General features: G+C 65.1%; 17 protein-coding genes, 1 tRNA gene and 1 riboswitch. Of the genes, 9 read left to right on the forward strand and 9 right to left on the reverse strand.

Translation table 11 applies throughout. From position 1 onward, the window contains the following. The first annotated feature begins 110 nt into the window (after nucleotides 1-110). Nucleotides 111-213: riboswitch (TPP riboswitch) on the forward strand. 62 nt (nucleotides 214-275) lie between these two features. From CPH57_RS12270 to CPH57_RS12285, 4 genes are read left to right on the forward strand one after another with little or no spacing between them, the layout of a single operon-like run. Next, nucleotides 276-959: a TenA family protein gene (locus tag CPH57_RS12270; RefSeq protein WP_069100809.1), complete on the forward strand. Its 684-nt coding sequence runs from the start codon at nucleotides 276-278 to the stop codon at nucleotides 957-959. After that, nucleotides 956-1,696: an ABC transporter ATP-binding protein gene (locus CPH57_RS12275; protein WP_096242385.1), complete on the forward strand. Its 741-nt coding sequence runs from the start codon at nucleotides 956-958 to the stop codon at nucleotides 1,694-1,696. Before CPH57_RS12270 ends, CPH57_RS12275 begins: the two co-directional genes overlap by 4 nt. Next, on the forward strand, nucleotides 1,693-2,460 hold the full coding sequence (locus CPH57_RS12280) for an ABC transporter permease (protein WP_069100808.1): 768 nt from the start codon (nucleotides 1,693-1,695) through the stop codon (nucleotides 2,458-2,460). Before CPH57_RS12275 ends, CPH57_RS12280 begins: the two co-directional genes overlap by 4 nt. A 35-nt stretch (nucleotides 2,461-2,495) precedes the next feature. After that, on the forward strand, nucleotides 2,496-3,431 hold the full coding sequence (locus tag CPH57_RS12285) for an ABC transporter substrate-binding protein (RefSeq protein WP_096242386.1): 936 nt from the start codon (nucleotides 2,496-2,498) through the stop codon (nucleotides 3,429-3,431). On the opposite strand, the gene CPH57_RS12290 is transcribed toward CPH57_RS12285, so the two are convergent. Beyond that, nucleotides 3,432-4,172 carry a transporter substrate-binding domain-containing protein gene (locus CPH57_RS12290; RefSeq protein WP_096242387.1) on the reverse strand — a complete coding sequence of 247 codons (741 nt, stop codon included), beginning with the start codon at nucleotides 4,170-4,172 and terminating at the stop codon, nucleotides 3,432-3,434. Between the two features lie 284 nt (nucleotides 4,173-4,456). Here CPH57_RS12290 and opgB point away from each other — a divergent pair, with 284 nt between their 5' ends. Both opgB and CPH57_RS12300 read left to right on the forward strand, forming a co-directional pair. Continuing rightward, nucleotides 4,457-6,760 carry a phosphatidylglycerol--membrane-oligosaccharide glycerophosphotransferase gene (gene opgB / locus CPH57_RS12295; RefSeq protein WP_046687404.1) on the forward strand — a complete coding sequence of 768 codons (2,304 nt, stop codon included), beginning with the start codon at nucleotides 4,457-4,459 and terminating at the stop codon, nucleotides 6,758-6,760. Between the two features lie 139 nt (nucleotides 6,761-6,899). Further along, entirely contained in the window at nucleotides 6,900-8,363 is a 1,464-nt protein-coding gene (locus tag CPH57_RS12300) for an AMP nucleosidase (RefSeq protein ID WP_033643685.1), read from the forward strand. Nucleotides 8,364-8,399: 36 nt separating this feature from the next. Here the strand turns inward: CPH57_RS12300 and nac are convergent, their stop codons facing one another. Continuing rightward, nucleotides 8,400-9,323, reverse strand: a complete 924-nt coding sequence (gene nac, locus CPH57_RS12305; protein ID WP_033643686.1) for a nitrogen assimilation transcriptional regulator NAC — start codon at nucleotides 9,321-9,323, stop codon at nucleotides 8,400-8,402. Nucleotides 9,324-9,651: 328 nt separating this feature from the next. On the opposite strand from nac, the gene CPH57_RS12310 reads away from it, so the two are divergent. Then, nucleotides 9,652-9,727: transfer RNA gene (locus CPH57_RS12310), tRNA-Asn, on the forward strand. Nucleotides 9,728-9,784: 57 nt separating this feature from the next. On the opposite strand, the gene CPH57_RS12315 is transcribed toward CPH57_RS12310, so the two are convergent. Next, complete coding sequence (locus tag CPH57_RS12315; RefSeq protein ID WP_033651828.1) at nucleotides 9,785-10,225, reverse strand: DMT family transporter; 441 nt, start codon at nucleotides 10,223-10,225, stop codon at nucleotides 9,785-9,787. 17 nt (nucleotides 10,226-10,242) lie between these two features. Continuing rightward, nucleotides 10,243-10,761 carry a GNAT family N-acetyltransferase gene (locus tag CPH57_RS12320; protein ID WP_096242388.1) on the reverse strand — a complete coding sequence of 173 codons (519 nt, stop codon included), beginning with the start codon at nucleotides 10,759-10,761 and terminating at the stop codon, nucleotides 10,243-10,245. A gap of 38 nt (nucleotides 10,762-10,799) precedes the next feature. On the opposite strand from CPH57_RS12320, the gene CPH57_RS12325 reads away from it, so the two are divergent. Next, complete coding sequence (locus CPH57_RS12325) at nucleotides 10,800-11,369, forward strand: XRE family transcriptional regulator (RefSeq protein WP_033651830.1); 570 nt, start codon at nucleotides 10,800-10,802, stop codon at nucleotides 11,367-11,369. 12 nt (nucleotides 11,370-11,381) lie between these two features. Here the strand turns inward: CPH57_RS12325 and CPH57_RS12330 are convergent, their stop codons facing one another. From CPH57_RS12330 to CPH57_RS12340, 3 genes are all read right to left on the reverse strand, one after another. Further along, entirely contained in the window at nucleotides 11,382-11,675 is a 294-nt protein-coding gene (locus CPH57_RS12330; protein WP_033643690.1) for a DUF2623 family protein, read from the reverse strand. Between the two features lie 130 nt (nucleotides 11,676-11,805). Further along, nucleotides 11,806-12,393, reverse strand: a complete 588-nt coding sequence (locus CPH57_RS12335) for a nitroreductase family protein (protein ID WP_033643691.1) — start codon at nucleotides 12,391-12,393, stop codon at nucleotides 11,806-11,808. A gap of 69 nt (nucleotides 12,394-12,462) precedes the next feature. Next, a complete protein-coding gene (locus CPH57_RS12340) occupies nucleotides 12,463-13,359 on the reverse strand; it encodes a LysR substrate-binding domain-containing protein (RefSeq protein ID WP_096242389.1) in 897 nt (298 codons plus the stop codon). Between the two features lie 115 nt (nucleotides 13,360-13,474). On the opposite strand from CPH57_RS12340, the gene CPH57_RS12345 reads away from it, so the two are divergent. Further along, the gene (locus CPH57_RS12345) at nucleotides 13,475-14,110 is read left to right on the forward strand and encodes a flavodoxin family protein (RefSeq protein WP_042784975.1); all 636 of its coding nucleotides are present in this window, start codon (nucleotides 13,475-13,477) and stop codon (nucleotides 14,108-14,110) included. A gap of 28 nt (nucleotides 14,111-14,138) precedes the next feature. On the opposite strand, the gene CPH57_RS12350 is transcribed toward CPH57_RS12345, so the two are convergent. Together CPH57_RS12350 and ssuD are read right to left on the reverse strand one after the other, a co-directional pair. Continuing rightward, on the reverse strand, nucleotides 14,139-15,518 hold the full coding sequence (locus CPH57_RS12350) for an FAD/NAD(P)-binding protein (protein ID WP_096242390.1): 1,380 nt from the start codon (nucleotides 15,516-15,518) through the stop codon (nucleotides 14,139-14,141). Further along, a complete protein-coding gene (gene ssuD, locus CPH57_RS12355; RefSeq protein ID WP_096242391.1) occupies nucleotides 15,518-16,690 on the reverse strand; it encodes an FMNH2-dependent alkanesulfonate monooxygenase in 1,173 nt (390 codons plus the stop codon). Before ssuD ends, CPH57_RS12350 begins: the two co-directional genes overlap by 1 nt. Between the last annotated feature and the right edge of the window lie 7 nt (nucleotides 16,691-16,697).

Here is a 16,697-nt window from a genome sequence, read left to right on the forward strand (position 1 = left end):
ACAAAAATCGCGCGCTTTGCGCCAGCAAAATCGCCCCCGATCGCACTAAACGAACCGATTGCCGCCGCGCCGCCCGGCGATTGTAATCAAAAAACAAATGTCGTATAACAGGCAGCTCCGAGGGGTGTCCTGTTACGGGCTGAGATGGCGCAAGCCGAACCCTTTGAACCTGATCTGGGTCATGCCAGCGAAGGGACGGTTAGGCAACCGCGCGATCACCCGTTGCCTGTTCATACCTCAGCGTGCCCGGATCTCCACTGACTCAAGGAGGTCCCATGTCCATCACCACCCTGTTCGAAAGCGGTCTTTACGGCCGGCTGCGCCAACAGGCCGGCAGCCACTGGCAAAATTACGTCGATCACCCGTTTCTGCAGCAGCTGGCCGCCGGCACCCTGCCTGAACGCGCTTTTCGCCGCTACCTGACGCAGGACTATCTGTTCCTGCTGCACTTCGCCCGCGCCTACGCGCTGCTGGTCAGCAAGCTGCGCACCCTGCCGGAGATGCGCGCCGCCACCGCCTCGCTCAACGGCATCGTCGCCGAACTGCCGCTGCACGTGGCCTACTGCGCCGAATGGGGGCTGAACGAAGCGCAGATCGCCGCCCAGCCGGAGGCGGCGGAAACCATGAACTACACTCGCTACGTGCTGGACATCGGCCATGCCGGCGACGCCCTCGATCTGCTGGCCGGCCTGCTGCCCTGCGTGGCCGGTTATGCCGAAATCGGCCTGCGGCTGCTGCACGATCCCGCCACCCAAATGGAGGGCAATCCTTACGCCTCCTGGATCCGCAACTACGGCGACGAGGGCTATCTGGCCGGCGTGCACGCCGCCATCGAACTGCTGGAAACCGTCGGCCACCAGCGCGGCGCACAAAGCCGCTTTACCGAGCTGGCGCAGATTTTCACCACCGCCACTCAGCTGGAAGCGGCATTTTGGCAAATGGGGCTGAACGCCTCATGACCTCCCCGCGCCTCCCGCCCGGCATCCAGGTGCGGGATCTCACTCTGCGCTTCGGTCAACAGACGATCTTTGAGCGGCTGAGCTTCGACATCGCCGGCGGCAGCTTCGTCTCCCTGCTCGGCGCCAGCGGCGCCGGCAAAACCAGCCTGCTGAAGATCATCGCCGGGCTGGCGCAGGCCAGCTCGGGCACGGTGAGCGGCAGCGACGGCCTGCCGATCGCCGGGCGCATCGCCTACATGGGGCAAAAAGACCTGCTCTATCCGTGGCTGAGCGTCGAAGACAATGTCGCCCTCGGCTCGCGGCTGCGCGGCGAAGCGCCGGATCGGGCGTGGACGGCGCACCTGCTCGAACGCGTAGACCTGGCCGCGCATAGCCGCAGCCTGCCCGCCGCGCTGTCCGGCGGCATGCGCCAGCGCGCCGCCATCGCCCGCACGCTCTACGAACGCCAGCCAATCGTGCTGATGGACGAACCCTTTTCCGCGCTGGACGCCATTACCCGCGCCGAGATCCAGAGCCTGGCCGCCGAGCTGCTGGCGCAAAACACCGTGCTGCTGATCACCCACGATCCGATGGAGGCTTGCCGCCTGAGCCACCGGCTGCTGGTGCTGTCGCCTTGGCCGCTGGGCCTCGACGATACCCACCGCATCAGCGGGCAACCGCCGCGCGCGCCGGATGACGCCGACCTGCTGAAAAGCCAGGCCGAGCTGCTGCTGCAAATGGTGAGGGCAGCGCAATGAATATCGCCAAAGAGCGCGGCTTCACCCGTCTGCGGCGTGGGTTGACGGTCTTCATCGGCCTGCTGCTGCTGTGGTGGCTGGCGGCGCAAAGCGGCATTCCGGCCTTTCTGCTGCCCACGCCGGGCGCGGTGGCGCAGGCGCTGTGGGACGGACGCGGCTATCTCGCCTGGCACACGCTGGTCACGGCTTCGGAGATCGTCAGCGGTCTCGCGCTCGGCGTGCTGCTCGGCGCGGCGCTGGCGCTGTGCATGATCTTCTCGCCGCGCCTGCAGCGCTGGCTGATGCCGCTGGTGGTCACCAGCCAGGCGATACCGGTGTTCGCCCTGGCCCCATTGCTGGTGCTGTGGTTCGGCTTCGGCATGAGCGCCAAGGTGGCGATGGCGGTGCTGGTGATTTTCTTCCCGGTGGTGTCGGCCTTTTTCGACGGGCTGCGCCGGGTCAACAACGACTATCTCGATCTGGCGCGCACGATGCGCGCTTCGCGCTGGGCGCAGCTGCGGCACGTGCGGCTGATGGCGGCGCTGCCGGCCTTCGGCTCCGGCCTGCGCATGGCCGCCGCCGTCGCGCCGATCGGCGCCATCATCGGCGAATGGGTCGGCTCGGCCGAAGGTCTGGGCTACGTGATGCTGAACGCCAACGCGCGCATGCAGACCGACGTCTGCTTCGCCGCGCTGTTTATTTTGGTGCTGATGACCGTGCTGCTGTGGGCCGCGGTGGATGCGCTGCTGCGGCGCCTGATCGCCTGGGCGCCGGAAAACGACTGATGATTGCAATCATAACCAGGGATAAAGGAACGACCATGATCAAACAAACCCTCTGCGGGCTGCTGCTGGGCGCCGCCATCACCGGCCAGGCCGGCGCGGCCGAAAAGCTGACGCTGGTGCTCGACTGGTACATCAACCCCGATCACGCGCCGATTATGGTGGCCGAGCAGATCGGCGCCTTCAAGGCCGCAGGGCTGGACGTCAAGATCGTGCCGCCGTCCGATCCGGCGCTGCCGCCGCGGCTGGTGGCCGCCAAACAGGCCGACCTCGCCATCACCTATCAGCCGCAGCTGCATTTCTTCGCCGATCAGGGCCTGCCGCTGATGCGCGTCGGCACGCTGATCAACACGCCGCTGAATACGGTGATCGCGCTGGATAAAAACATCACGTCGCCGGCGGATCTCAAGGGCAAAACGGTGGGTTACTCCGTCAGCGGCATCGAACAGGCGACGCTGGCCACCATGGTCGAACACGAGCACCTCAAGCCGCAGGACATCAAGCTCATCAACGTCAACTTCCAGCTGACCAGCGCCCTGCTGGCGGGCCAGGTCGATGCGGTGATCGGCGGCTACCGCAACATCGAAGCGCTGGAGCTGAAGCTGCGGGGCAAAAAACCGGTGGTGTTTAACGTCGAAGACTACGGCGTGCCGGCCTACGACGAGCTGATCATCGTCGCCAACCGCGATGCGGTGAACGAGCCGAAAATCCGCAAATTCCTCGCCGCGCTGAAGCAAGGCAGCGACTACCTGCATGCGCACCCGCAGGACACCTGGCTGGCGTTCGCCAAGGCGCACCCGGAGCTGAATACCGAGCTGAACAAACAGGCGTGGCAAGCCAGCCTGCCGCTGTTCGCGCGCGATCCGGCCAAGTTGGATCGGGCCCGCTATGAGGCTTACGAACAGTTCCTGTTCGACAACAAGCTGATCAAGAAAATCACCCCGGTAGACCAGTATGCGGTGGAGCTCGACTGATCACGCCGAGGCGGCCGGCGGCGCCACCGTCACCTCGCCCTGGCCGCTGCGCTGCAAGGCCGCCTTCACCAGCCCGTTGGCCTTGCAGCGTTCGATAAACGCGTTCACGTAGGCGGCGCCCTGCGTTTTTTGCCTCGGCACCGCCATCGCCTGGCGAATGGCGGTGAAATGCCCATCCAGCACTCGGTAGCCGGGCTGGGCGGCCGCGGCGGCCAGCAGCGGCTGACGCACGCCGGCCGCCGCCTCCAGCCCGCGTTCGAAAAACAGCGCGATCGCCTCGGCGGAAGTAGCCGCCCGCACCAGCTGCGCCTGCTGCAGCGTGCGCGACAAAAACAGATCGTACGCCGCCCCCTGGCCGACCGCGATGCGCACCTCCGGCCGATCGAGCTGCGCCGCCTCAAAGTAAGGCGCGTCGTTCGCCACCAGGTAAGTCCCCTCGATGATCACGTAGGGTTCGCTGAAAGCGATTTGCGCCGCACGCACCGGCTCGATAGCCATAAACGCCAGGTTCCAGGCGCCGCTGTCCAGGTCGGCGAACACCTTGCCCGCCGCGTCATAGGTGACCAGTTCGAGCGCCACGTCCAGTTCGCGAGCCAGCGCGGCGGCCAGCTCCACCGAAGCGCCTTGCGGTTTACCGCCGGGCCCGGCCTGCGCCAGCACCGGATTGCCGAGATTGATCGCCGCGCGCAACACGCCTTGCGGGGCCAGATCGTCGAGTACCGCTGCGGAAATCGTCTGCATACTTCCTCCTGAATGGCTGATGGACGCGCCGTCGTGGCGCTCATTAAGCGTAGAGCGAAACCTCCGACCAGCAAGATTTCGCCGCCGCGGCCGCCGCCACGTGATTAACGTCACACTATTGTCATAAAAATGTACAATAGCCGCCGACCGTCGGCCGGAGCGGGACATCGCGCGTTGTTCCGCCGCCGACAATAGGCTATACCCTTCACTTTTCGCGCCGCGGCACGGTCGGCGGCGCAGACCAGGGCAGCAACGTTTTTTTCCAATCAGACAAGGTTTGGCGGATGGTTCTCGCAGTCGTTTCGTTTGTTCTTTTTTTGGCGTCGATTTTGATTTATCGCACCCGGGCCGCCGCCAACCGCTGGTGGTTCGCCATTCTGCTGACGCTGCTCGGCAGCTATCTGGTGCTGAACGTCATTCTGATCGCCAGCAACTACTTCACCGGCGACGGCATCACCGATGCGGTGATCTACACCGTCACCAGCAGCCTCAAAGGCGCGGGCATCAGCAAATACGTGCTGCCGTTCATCGGCCTGCTGGCGGCGCTGGGGCTTATCTTCGCGGTGCTGGCCCGCAGCCTGCTGCGCCGCAAGGCCAAAGGCAGCAGCGTGGCCTACAGCCTCGTCGCCGTGCTGCTGGCGCTGTTTTCGGTCGGCACCACCCCGGCGTTTCAGGACATCTCGCTGCTGGTCAAGAGCCAGATCGTCGGCGATACCGCCGATTTCACCACCTACTACAAGGCGCCGAAAAAGACCGTGCAGGGCAAACGGCCGAATCTGGTGTACATCTATGCCGAGAGCCTGGAGCGCACCTACTTCGATACCGAGCTGTTTCCCGGCCTGGCCGACGAGCTGAACGCCCTGCGCGCAGACAGCATCGATTTCAGCAACACCCAGCAATTGCCGGGCACCGGTTACACCATCGCCGGCATGGTCGCCTCACAGTGCGGCATTCCGCTGTTCGCGCCCTTCGACGGCAACGCCTCCAGCGCGGTCTCCACCTTCTACCCGGAGAACGTCTGCCTGGGCGACGTGCTGAAGGCCGCCGGCTACAGCAACTCTTTCTATCAGGGCGCCGAGTTGGCGTTCGCCGGCAAAGACACCTTCCTGAAATCCCACGGCTTCGACCACGTTTACGGTTTCAAAGAGCTGCGCGAACAGGTCGCCGATCCGAGCTACAAAAACGACTGGGGCTGGTACGACGACAGCGTGCTGGACGTGGTGTACGGCAAGTTCGTCGAGCTGTCCAAACAGCGCCAGCCGTTCTCGCTGTTTACCCTGACCGTCGATACCCATCACCCGGACGGTTTTATCTCCGCCGGCTGCAGCAAGAAAAGCTACGCCTGGCAGAACAAGGAAAACCGCTCGCTGAGCGCGGTGGCCTGCAGCCAGCAACACATCGCCGCGCTGATCGACAAAATCAAACGCTCGCCCTATTTCAGCAACACCGTGATCGTGGTGTCCTCCGATCATCTGGCGATGAACAACACCGCCTACGACATCCTGACCAAACAGAAGCGCCGCAACCTGTTCTTTATCATCGACGGCACCCGGCCGCAGGCGGAGCAGCGCAACGAGAAACGCAGCACGCTGGATAACGGCGCCACGGTGCTGGACGTGATGGGCGGTGACAACTATATCGGCCTCGGCCGCAGCAGCCTGTCGGCGCCGTCGCTGTCTACGGTGTTCCTGAATATCGAAGAGAAAATCAACGGCTGGAAACCGGCGGTGATCAATCAGTGGGGCCTGCCGAACCGCATCAGCGACTACAGCGTGGACACGCGCCAGCGCAGCTTCAGCTTCTCCGGCGTCACCTACAAGGTGCCGTTCATCCTGCGGGTGGGCGACAACCGCATCGAACCGATGTTCAACGTCTACCTCTCCACCCCGCTGCGCAAGCAGCTGGCCGGGCTGGGGGCGGGGGAGAAATTCGTCTGGGTCGATAAATGCTACGAGATCGGCCGGGTCTGGGCGCCGCAGCTGGCGCTGAGCACCGACATCTGCGTGGCCTCCGGCACCCTGGCCTCGCCGCCGCAGATCGTGCAGGCCAGCGGCGAGCGCTTCCGCGGCAAGGTGAACTTTACCGGCCCGGCGGCGGACAGCGTCGCCGATTACCAAAACGCCGTCGCCCGCCTGCAGGTGGACGACGCGGCGATGAAGTACCGGGCGGACGCCATCGAGTTCATGCTGCCCGGCATGCCGGAACAGGTGAAAGCCATTACCGGCGTCTCCGCCGTCGAGGAGTGGGGCCGCTGGTCCGACGCCAACCTGGCGCCGGCGGTCGACATCGATTATGTCGATCCGCTGCCGAAAACCTTCGATCTGGTGCTGCGCGCCCGCGCCTACGGCAACAACGTCGGCGAACCGATTTCGGTGCGCGTCGGCGACGAAGAGCGCTTCGTGTCGCTCGGCGAGCAGGACAGCACCGTCACCCTGCGTTTCGACAACCCGCGTGGCGCGCAGAAGATCAGCATTACCCCGCCGGCACCGACCGAGCCGAAAGAGAGCGCCAGCGGCGGCTTCACGCCGAAGAAGCTGGGCATCGGCCTGGTATCGCTGAAGGTCGAAGCGGCCGCTCCCGCCTCCTGATCCCCCCGCCTTCACGGGCGCGGTAATTTCTTTGCCGTGCCCGTCATTTCGACCAAGCTTTTACGCCCTGCTTCGGCTAACCTGTGACGGTGAAACGCCGCCAATCCCGCCCCAGAGCCGGGACATCGAAGGAGAAAGTATGAGCTATGCCCCACCTCGCAGCGGCCTCAGCGCCGATCAGGCACTCGATCAACTGGAAGCCTTGTATGACGCCGCGGTAGACGCGCTGCGGCAGGCGGTCAGTGACTTTATCAGCCACGGCACCCTGCCGGACCCGCAGGCGCGCGCCGCCGGGCTGTTCGTGTATCCCGAGCTGCGCGTCAGCTGGGACGGGCAGCAGTCCGGCCCGAACAAAACCCGCGCCTTCGGCCGCTTTACCCATCCCGGCAGCTACAGCACCACCGTGACCCGGCCGCAGCTGTTCCGCCACTATCTGGCCGAACAGCTGGCGATGCTGGAACACGACTACGCCGCCCATATCGAAGTGGCGCCGTCGCAGCAGGAGATCCCGTTCCCTTATGTGATCGACGGCTCCAGCCTGGCACTCGATCGCTCAATGAGCGCCGGTATCGCGCAGCATTTCCCCACCACCGAGCTGGCGCAGATCGGTGACGAGACCGCCGACGGCCTGTATCACACCACCGACAACCATTTCCCGCTGTCGCATTTCGATGCGCTGCGCGCGGATTTCTCGCTGGCGCGTCTGCGGCACTACACCGGCACCCCGGTGGAGCATTTCCAGCCGTTCGTGCTGTTCACCAACTACACCCGCTATGTGGACGAGTTCGTGCGCTGGGCCTGCGCGCAGATCGCCGATCCGGCCAGCCCGTACATCGCGCTCTCCAGCGCCGGCGGCACCTACATCACGCCGGAAACCAGCGCGCCCGAACAGGCGGTGTCCGATCTGGCGTGGAAAAACCACCAGATGCCGGCCTATCACCTGATCTCGCGCACCGGCCAAGGGATCACGCTGATCAACATCGGCGTCGGCCCGTCCAACGCCAAAACCATCTGCGATCACCTGGCGGTGCTGCGCCCGAGCGCCTGGCTGATGATCGGCCACTGCGGCGGCCTGCGCGAAAGCCAGAAGATCGGCGATTACGTGCTGGCCCACGCCTATCTGCGCGACGATCACGTGCTGGATGCGGTGCTGCCGCCGGATATCCCGATCCCGAGCATCGCCGAGGTGCAGCGCGCCCTGTACGACGCCACCAAGATGGTCAGCGGCATGCCCGGTGAAGAGGTCAAACAGCGTTTGCGCACCGGCACCGTGGTCACCACCGACGATCGCAACTGGGAGCTGCGTTACTCCGCTTCGGCGCGCCGCTTCAACCTCAGCCGCGCGGTGGCGGTCGACATGGAGAGCGCCACCATCGCCGCTCAGGGTTACCGCTTCCGGGTGCCGTACGGCACGCTGCTGTGCGTCTCCGACAAACCGCTGCACGGTGAAATAAAACTGCCGGGCCAGGCCAACCGCTTCTATGAAGGGGCAATCTCAGAACACCTGCAGATCGGCATCTGCGCCATCGATCTGTTGCGCGCCGAGGGCGATCGCCTGCACTCACGCAAGCTGCGCACCTTCAACGAACCGCCGTTCCGATAACGGTGCTCAGGCCCGCTGCGGCGGGCCGTTTTTTCCTCAACGCACCAGCGCCAGCGCGCGCTTCTCCTGGCTGCGGCCACCGGCGATCGACAGCAGCAGGTCTTTCACCAGCAGCGCCGGGGCGGACAGCGACTGTTGGCCCGACATGCACAGCGACAGCGGCACCGACATCGTCGGCGCATTGATGCGCGCCATCCAGGCCTTGGCCGGGCCGATCATCGCGCGCGCCACCGACTCCGGCAATACGGTCGCCCCCAACCCGCCGGCGATCGCGGCGCTCAGCGCACCCGAGGATTCAATCTCCCCCACCACGTTGACAGCCAGCTTGCGCAGCGCCATCGCCTCCTCCAGTTGGTTGCGCACCGCATCCCCCTCGCGCGGCAGGAACAGGTTCAGCCGCGCCACGTCCAGCAGCTCGACGCTGTTACCGGGATGCGGCACCGCGCGCGTCGCCACCAGATAGAGATCCTCCCGCATCAGCGCGACGGTGTGCAGACCGGCGGGCATTTTGGCGCCGTAGACCATCGCCATGTCCAGCGTTTGGTTGGCCACCTGTCCGGCCAGCGCCGCGCCGCTGTTTTCATGCAGGCTGAGCAAAATGCCCGGCTGCTGATCGCGCAGGGTTTGCAGCAGCGGCAGCGCCAGCTGCGCTGCGGTGCTCCCCGACGCCAACCCGAGAGACACCTGGCCGCTCATCGCCTGCCCGGCGCTGTTGACCGCGCTCTGCGCCTGCTCGCACTGGCGCAAAATGGTTTGCGCGTGGGCATACAGAATGTTGCCGGCCTCGGTCGGCTGCACTCCGCGCTTGGTGCGGATCAGCAGCTGTTGCTTCAGCTCCCCCTCCAGCGTCGCCAACTGCTGGCTGAGCGCCGGCTGGGCGATATGCAACACCTCCGCCGCCTGGGTCAGGCTGCCGACATCGACGATTTTCACGAAGTACTTCAGACGTCTGAGATTCATAGTGCCTCCAGCGAGCCGCTAAATTGAGAATGCCGAAATCCGGTCATGCAACCGCAGCAAGATCCAGGCCAGAGTCGTCAAAAGGCCAAAAACGGCGGCAAATGGCCGTTTATCGGGCGAGGCGCGCCACAACGCAGGGCACGCGTTGCACCACCGGCAGGCAACGGCGCCGCCTCAGCGGGCAATCCGGCGGCGCTGCGCGTGAGGTAAGCGATAAAAGCGAGAAAAAGCAGCAGGTTGGGTAATCTTGCAGCAAACGCGCGCGCCGGGCGTTTTCGCGCTTTACAAGCCGCAACCGCCCCGCTATTATTCGCCCCGTTCAAACGATTCCTCTGTAGTTCAGTCGGTAGAACGGCGGACTGTTAATCCGTATGTCACTGGTTCGAGTCCAGTCAGAGGAGCCATATTTAGAGAAGCCCGCTTAAGGAAACTTAAGCGGGCTTTTTGCCTTTCAGCCGCCGTCAAAAGCTGCGTTTCGCCACCAGATAGGCGCCCGCCACCAGCAACAAGGCGCCGAACAGCGCCGGCAGATTCTCGCGCAGCGCCGCCGGGCCGGCGCGGTAGACGTCCACCAACAGCCCCATGCACAGCTGGCTGGCGACCAGGATCGAAATGGTGGCCGCCGCGCCCAGTTTTTGGTAGCCCAGGATGCCGGCGAACACGAACAGCGATCCCAGCAGCCCCGGCAACAGCATCCACCATTTGGCGGCGCCGGTCACTTCCGCCACCGCGCCGAGGCCGTTTTTGGCCAGCAGCAACCCCACCAGCAGCAACAAACCGACGCTGGAGTTGATCACCAGCGTGATAAGGATGGTCGAGACGCTTTCGGTGATGCGCACCATCAGCAGATTCTGCACCACCAGCCCCATCCCGGCCGCGATCAGCAGTAACAGCATATTCATCGCCCTGTCTCCCGGGATCAGCGCGCGGGCGGCGTCGCCCGTTCGTCGAGCCTCAGTTGCAGGAACGTCAGATCCAGCCATTGGCCGAATTTGGCGCCCACCTGTTCCATGCGCCCCACGTCGCGGAACCCGAGCGCCATATGCAGCTTAATCGAGGCCTGATTGCCGGATTCGATGCCGGCCACCATCACATGTTTGCCGATTTCCCGCGCCCGTGCGATCAGCGCCAGCAGCAGTGCCTTGCCAATCCCTGCGCCGCGATGCGCCTGATGGACATACACCGAATGTTCCACGGTGTGGCGATAGCCGTCCCAGGCGCGCCAGTCGCCGAACGACGCGTAGCCGATCGCCTCGTCCTCGGCGTTCACCGCCACCAGCACCGGGTAACCCGCCGCCTGCCGTTCGCCGATCCACGCCGCGCGATTGGCCGCATCCACGGTTTGTTCATTCCAGATGGCGGTGCTGTTCAACACCGCGTCGTTATAGATAGCGGCAATCGCCGCGCTATCGTTGAACGTCGCATTTCGTATAATCATGGTTTACCCCGGCCAATTGTCCACTATAATACTACGATATGAATATTAAATTAGACAATCTAAATCAGCTGATCGGCGCACGCATTCGCATTGAACGCGAAGCGCGCCACTGGTCGCTGTCCGATTTGGCCGAACGGGCGGGTGTCTCACGGGCGATGGTTCATAAGATCGAACGCGGCGAGAGCAGCCCGACGGCGATGCTGTTGGGCAGACTGGCGGGCGCGTTCGGCCTCAGCATGTCCAAGCTGATCGCCCGAGCGGAAACGCAGGAAGGCCGGCTGCTGCGCCGGGAAGATCAACCTATCTGGGTCGATCCTGAGAGCGGTTACGTGCGGCGCCACGTGTCGCCCCGCACCGATTTGCCGCTCGATCTGGTGCGCATCGAACTGCCGGCCGGCGCGGCGATCCCGATGCCGGCTTCGGTGTACGCGTTCAAACGTCAGCTGATCTGGGTCTTATCCGGCGCATTGGTCTTTATCGAGGGTGACGCGCGCCATGAGATGGCCGAGGGAGACTGCCTGGAGCTCGGCCCGCCAGCGGACTGCCGATTTGAAAATCAGAGCGACCAACCGTGCGTGTATATGGTGGCAGTGCTGAGCGCCGCCTGACGGCCGTCTGCCCTAACCCTGCGCCGGGCGGTTATAGCCGGCGCGGAAAAACTTCTCCGCCAACCGGCTGTCGCCGCCGGAGAAGAACTCGCTCATCGGCTCGCTGCCAAGCCCATAGGCGCGGCTGAGCTGCCCGGCCTCGAACGCCGCCCGGTTCTCGTCGCCGCAGCGCTGCGCCAAATGGTGCGCATAGCCGAGCACGAAACCGCGCTTGTAGTCGGAGCAAAAGCGCGACAGCTCCGCCTCGGGTTTCAGGTTGTCCGCTTTTAATCCCGCCAACAGCCCTTTGCCAAAATGATCCCCCATCGGTTCCTCCTTATCACGCAATCGCTATATAACAAAATATACAGCGAATGGGCGAACGCGAACATACTCCCAAAGTTTTACTCGCCGCATAAAAAAGGCCCGCCAAGCGGGCCTCGGCGAGAACGCGCGGTCACAGCGTGAAATTCAGCCCTTCGCTGACGGTGTTGCCCAGCGGCAGGCGGCCCGACGGCGCCTCTTTTTCCTGCAGGAAATCCGGCAGGCGGGATTTGTCGCCCGGTTTGCCGATCGCCACCATGGCGTGCACCGCATAGTCGTCCGGCAGCTGCAGCGCCGCTTTGATCTTGTCGTGGTGAATGCCGCTCATGCAGTGGGTCAGCCAGCCTTTCAGGTGCGCCTGATGCGCCAGGTTGGCCCAGGCGGCGCCGGTGTCGAACGCGTGGGTCGGGTTGTCCACCAGCCGCTCGCCGTTCAGGCTGGTGGTTTTGGAGACGATCACCACCAGCGCCGAAGCGTGTTGCGCCCAGCCGCGGTTGAAGTCGATCAGGAACTCCAGGTAGTTCTCCCAGCTGTCGGAGCCGTGCTTGCTGTAGGCAAAGCGCCACGGCTGAATGTTGTAGGCCGAAGGCGACCAGCGCGCCGCTTCAAAGAAGCTCAGCAGCGTTTGATCGTCGATGGCGTCGTTGGTCATCGCGCGCGGCGACCAGCGCTCGATAAATTGCGCATCAATCGGGTAATCGGAGATTCTTGGCTGGCTCATGATAGGTTCTCGCAGTGAAGTAAAAACAAAAGTTCGCTGATATTCCCACAGCTTAGGACGGTAAAACTTTTATTTCGTGCCATTGTCCTGCGGCAATTCCTGCTGCAGCCAGGCCAGAAACGCCCTGACCGGCGGGTGCCGCTCGCGCCCCGGCGCGCACAGCACGCTGTATGCGGCGCCCGGTACGCGCACCTCCGGCCGGTACGCCGCCAGCAGGCCGTTGGCCACCATCTCGGACACCATCACCGAGCTGGCGAGCACCCACCCTTGCCCGGCCACCGCCGCCTGCAGGGCGTAATGCTCCTCGTGATAGCTGCGCATCGCCGCATGGCGTCGCCACCAATCGACCCCGGCGGTCCGGCACCAGTCATGCCAGCCGCTGTCGTACAGCGCCGAATCCCCCCACTTGACGGTGATCAGCACCGGATTTTCCGGCTCGGCGGCGGCCAGCCCCGGCGCGGCGTAGACGCCAAAGCTTTCCTCCAGCCGCGCCGCCTGATGCAGCGCGGGATAGTGCGCGCGGCTGTAGCGCACCGCTACGTCCACGCTGGCGTCTTGCTGCAGATCGATCACCTCGGCGCAGGCCTCCAGGCGCACCAGATAGTGCGGATACGCCTGATAGAAGCGCCCCAGGCGCGGCACCAGCCACAGCGCCGCGAACGAGTGCGTCACCGAAACGCACAGCGATCCTGCGCTGGGCTGCGGCCGCAGGCCTTCGAGCGTGGCGGCGACGTCCAGCAGCGCGCCGTGCACCCCGGCAAACAGCGTTTCCCCCTTCGGTGTCAGCCGCACGCCGCGCGGCACCCGCTCGAACAGCGCAAACCCCAACTGCTGCTCCAACGCTTTGATCTGGTGTGATATCGCCGTCGGCGTCACCGCCAGTTCGGCCGCCGCCAGCTTGAAGCTGCGCAGGCGAGCGGCGGATTCGAAGGTGCGTAATGCGTTGACGGGCAGCGTGGCGAACATGGCGAAGCCTCTCCAGGTGAGTTGAATTCATCCTGGCAGAAAAGCCGTCATTTGTCGCCCGCCGGGGTTTGTTTCTAGAGTAAGGCTGAATTCATTTCACACAGAGGAATATGACATGAATGCAACTCATCAACCCAAGCGTTTGGCGGTGCTGGTCGGCAGCCCGCGCCGCGACGGCAACAGCGCCACGCTGGCACAGGCGATCATGGCGGGCGCCGCCGAAGCCGGCACCGTCGCCAGCCTGCATTTTCTCGACGATTACCTGAGCGGTTTTCTGAGCGATGAACGCCATACGCCGCCGCCGGCCGATCGCTACGCCGAGCTGTTCCTGGAGCACTTCCTGCCGGCCGACGGCGCGGTATTTTGCACGCCGATTTACTGGTACGGCATGTCGGCGCAAACCAAGGCCTTTTTCGATCGCTCGTTCAGCTTCTATTCCAATGCCTACCCTCAGGCGGCGGACGTGCACCAACGCATGAGCGGCAAGCGCATCGGGCTGGCGGTGGCGTCGGAAGAGACCTACCCCGGCGCGGCGCTGGGCATCGTGCATCAGATCCAGGAGTTCAGCCGCTACACCCATTCCGCCTTCGTTGGGCTGGTGCACGGCGCCGGCAACCAACGCGGCGAGATCGCCCGCGATCCGCGCAACCCGCTGCGGGCCGCCCGCGAGTTGGGGCGCGAGTTCTTCACCCGCCCCTATTCGGATTATCAGATGGACAGCCCGCGCAGCACGCAGGTGTGGGCGGACTGACGCTTGAGCCTGCCGGCAAACCGCGCTGTCACCCTCCGGCGGCGATCGCCGCCAGCAGATGACGCGCGACGCTTTCGGCGTGTTCCGCCACCTGCGGCAGCCCCATCAGTTCGCCGAAGCGGCCGCGCGCCGCCGGGCCGGCCACCAGCAGGCGCGGGTTGGCCAGGCCGTCGCCGCCGATCGCCTGGCTGTCAGCATTGACCCACAGCCCCAGCCCCAGCGGATCGGCGCGCAGCGCCCCCTGCTCCGCCAGTGAATGGAGCAAGGGGCTGGAGGCGATCAGCCCGGCATGGGCCGGGCCCGTGGTGATCAGCAGCCGCTGCGCCTGCAGCGCACGCTCTGCGCCTTGGCGCGGCAGAATCGTCAACCTTACGCCCTGCGGCGTTCGCTCCGCTCTACGCAAACGAGCGGCCAATACCTGCAGCGTGCCCGCCGCCTGTTGCTCCGCCAGCAGCGTGCTCACCTGCGGCGCAAGGCGATAGCGATGCACGTCCCAATAGGCGCGCAAATGCCGCAGAAAGCGCTGCTGTTCGGTCGGCGTCAACGCTTGCCACAGGCGCTGCCCCTGGGCGCGCACCGCGTCCAACACCGCCTGCCACGGCACCCGTTGCCGAGCAGCGCGCGCCACCTCAAGGCGCACCTGCCGCACCCCATCGCGCAGTCCGGCGGGCGGGGCAAACGACCATGTCGGGTACTCCCCTTCGGCATTGGGGCGCGGCAGCAGGCCGTGACGAGAGAAGGCGGTAATCGGCCCGCGATGCCCGCGGCGGTGCAACGCCGCCACCGTATCGGCCATCGTCAGCCCAGTGCCGACGATCGCCAACGCCTCACCGGGTTCAACTTCGTCCAGCGCCTCCGCCGCCCAGGGATTGGCGATCAGACGCGCATCGCGCGCCAGCTCCGGGGCGATCTGCCGCGGCAGCGCGGGCGGCGGATGACTGGTCGCCAACACCACATAGTCGCCCCACAGCCGTTCGCCGCCGGCGGTGATGACGGTCGCGCCCTGCGCCTGCGGCTGCAGGCGCAGCGCCCGATCGCGCAGGTGCCGCAAGCGGGCCTGGCCCGACTGCGCCGCCTGATGGAAACGTTCCTCGACATAGCGGCCGAAGGCGCCGCGCTGCGGATAGGCTTTACCGTCGCGCCACAACGCCTGCGGATCGGCCACCAATCCGCCGCCCAGGCGATACCAGCGGTCAAAATCCCCCGCCGGCTCATCCGCCAGCTGCATCCGATCGGCCGGGACGTTGATGCGGTGGGTCGGTTCGGGGGTCGAGTAGGCCACGCCATAGCCCGGCGCCGCGCGCGGTTCGATCACCGTGACATCCACCGCTCCGCGCGCCAGCTGGATCGCCAGCGCCGCGCCGGTGAAACCACCGCCGATAACGATAATATGGGCACGCTTCGCCATCAGCCCTCCCGCTGTACCGGGCCGGGACGACGATCGCCGCCGATGGTTTCGCCGAACGGGCCGGTATTGATCGTGCGGGCCGTCTGATGGGCCGGCTGCGCCAGCGGCAACAGCGGCATCACCAGTTCGGCGAAGCGGTGGGCCTCTTCCAGATGCGGATAGCCGGAAAGGATGAAATTGTCGATGCCCAGCGCCTGATACTCGCGTATGCGCGCCGCCACCTGCTGCGGATTGCCCACCAACGCGGTGCCGGCGCCGCCGCGCACCAGGCCGACGCCAGCCCACAGGTTGGGGCCGATGTGCAGACTCTCGCGCGAGCCGCCATGCAGCTCGCTCATGCGGCGCTGGCCGGTGGAGTCCATGCGCGCAAAGATCTGCTGCGCCGCCGCGATGGTGTCGTCATCCAGATGCGCGATCAGGCGCTCAGCCGCCGCCCAGGCTTCGTCTTCGGTTTCGCGCACGATAACGTGCAGGCGAATGCCGTAGCTGAGTTTACGTCCCTGCCGCTCGGCGCGCTGGCGCACCGCCGCCAGCTTTTCCGCCACCTGAGCCAGCGGCTCGCCCCAGGTCAGGTAGGTGTCGATCTGCCCGGCGGCGATGTCGATCGCTTCCGGCGACGAGCCGCCGAAATAGAGCGGCGGGCCGTTTTCCTGCACCGGCGGGAACAGCAACTCGGCGCCTTCGACGCGAATATGCTTACCGCTGAAATCCACCTTCTCCCCTTGCAGCAGCCGTTGATACACCGTGAGAAATTCCTGTGTCACCTCGTAGCGTTCGGCATGGCTGAGGAAGATGCCATCCCCTTTGTTTTCCACCGGATCGCCGCCGGTCACCACGTTGATCAGCAGGCGCCCGTCCGACAACCGGTCCAGCGTCGCGGCCATGCGCGCCGCCAGACTCGGCGGCTGCAGGCCGGGGCGCACCGCCACCAGATAGCGCAACCGACGGGTGATCGGCGCCAGCGCCGCCGCCACCAGCCAGGAATCCTCGCAGCTTTTACCGGTTGGGATCAGCACGCCGTAATAGCCAAGGTTATCGGCGGCCAGCGCCACTTGCTGCAAGTAAGGCAGGTCTACCGGGCGCCCGCCCTGCGCCGTGCCCAGATAGCGGCCATCGCCGTGGGTCGGCAGAAACCAGAAAACGTTGATGCGTTCTTTCGCTGACTCAGTCATTTATGCT

The organism is Serratia sp. JKS000199 (genome assembly GCF_900215455.1).
In the GTDB taxonomy this organism is placed as follows: Bacteria; Pseudomonadota; Gammaproteobacteria; order Enterobacterales; family Enterobacteriaceae; genus Serratia; species Serratia ureilytica.

What these genes read in the sequence shown, in the direction of transcription:
- CPH57_RS12335 (WP_033643691.1), bottom strand. Translation starts at nt 12,393, where the DNA reads ATGAGCCAGCCAAGAATCTCCGATTACCCGATTGATGCGCAATTTATC.
- CPH57_RS12290 (WP_096242387.1), bottom strand. Translation starts at nt 4,172, where the DNA reads ATGCAGACGATTTCCGCAGCGGTACTCGACGATCTGGCCCCGCAAGGC.
- CPH57_RS12280 (WP_069100808.1), top strand. Translation starts at nt 1,693, where the DNA reads ATGAATATCGCCAAAGAGCGCGGCTTCACCCGTCTGCGGCGTGGGTTG.
- CPH57_RS12315 (WP_033651828.1), bottom strand. Translation starts at nt 10,225, where the DNA reads ATGAATATGCTGTTACTGCTGATCGCGGCCGGGATGGGGCTGGTGGTG.
- CPH57_RS12285 (WP_096242386.1), top strand. Translation starts at nt 2,496, where the DNA reads ATGATCAAACAAACCCTCTGCGGGCTGCTGCTGGGCGCCGCCATCACC.
- CPH57_RS12345 (WP_042784975.1), top strand. Translation starts at nt 13,475, where the DNA reads ATGAATGCAACTCATCAACCCAAGCGTTTGGCGGTGCTGGTCGGCAGC.
- CPH57_RS12350 (WP_096242390.1), bottom strand. Translation starts at nt 15,518, where the DNA reads ATGGCGAAGCGTGCCCATATTATCGTTATCGGCGGTGGTTTCACCGGC.
- nac (WP_033643686.1), bottom strand. Translation starts at nt 9,323, where the DNA reads ATGAATCTCAGACGTCTGAAGTACTTCGTGAAAATCGTCGATGTCGGC.
- CPH57_RS12340 (WP_096242389.1), bottom strand. Translation starts at nt 13,359, where the DNA reads ATGTTCGCCACGCTGCCCGTCAACGCATTACGCACCTTCGAATCCGCC.
- opgB (WP_046687404.1), top strand. Translation starts at nt 4,457, where the DNA reads ATGGTTCTCGCAGTCGTTTCGTTTGTTCTTTTTTTGGCGTCGATTTTG.
- CPH57_RS12325 (WP_033651830.1), top strand. Translation starts at nt 10,800, where the DNA reads ATGAATATTAAATTAGACAATCTAAATCAGCTGATCGGCGCACGCATT.
- CPH57_RS12320 (WP_096242388.1), bottom strand. Translation starts at nt 10,761, where the DNA reads ATGATTATACGAAATGCGACGTTCAACGATAGCGCGGCGATTGCCGCT.
- CPH57_RS12270 (WP_069100809.1), top strand. Translation starts at nt 276, where the DNA reads ATGTCCATCACCACCCTGTTCGAAAGCGGTCTTTACGGCCGGCTGCGC.
- ssuD (WP_096242391.1), bottom strand. Translation starts at nt 16,690, where the DNA reads ATGACTGAGTCAGCGAAAGAACGCATCAACGTTTTCTGGTTTCTGCCG.
- CPH57_RS12330 (WP_033643690.1), bottom strand. Translation starts at nt 11,675, where the DNA reads ATGGGGGATCATTTTGGCAAAGGGCTGTTGGCGGGATTAAAAGCGGAC.
- CPH57_RS12275 (WP_096242385.1), top strand. Translation starts at nt 956, where the DNA reads ATGACCTCCCCGCGCCTCCCGCCCGGCATCCAGGTGCGGGATCTCACT.
- CPH57_RS12300 (WP_033643685.1), top strand. Translation starts at nt 6,900, where the DNA reads ATGAGCTATGCCCCACCTCGCAGCGGCCTCAGCGCCGATCAGGCACTC.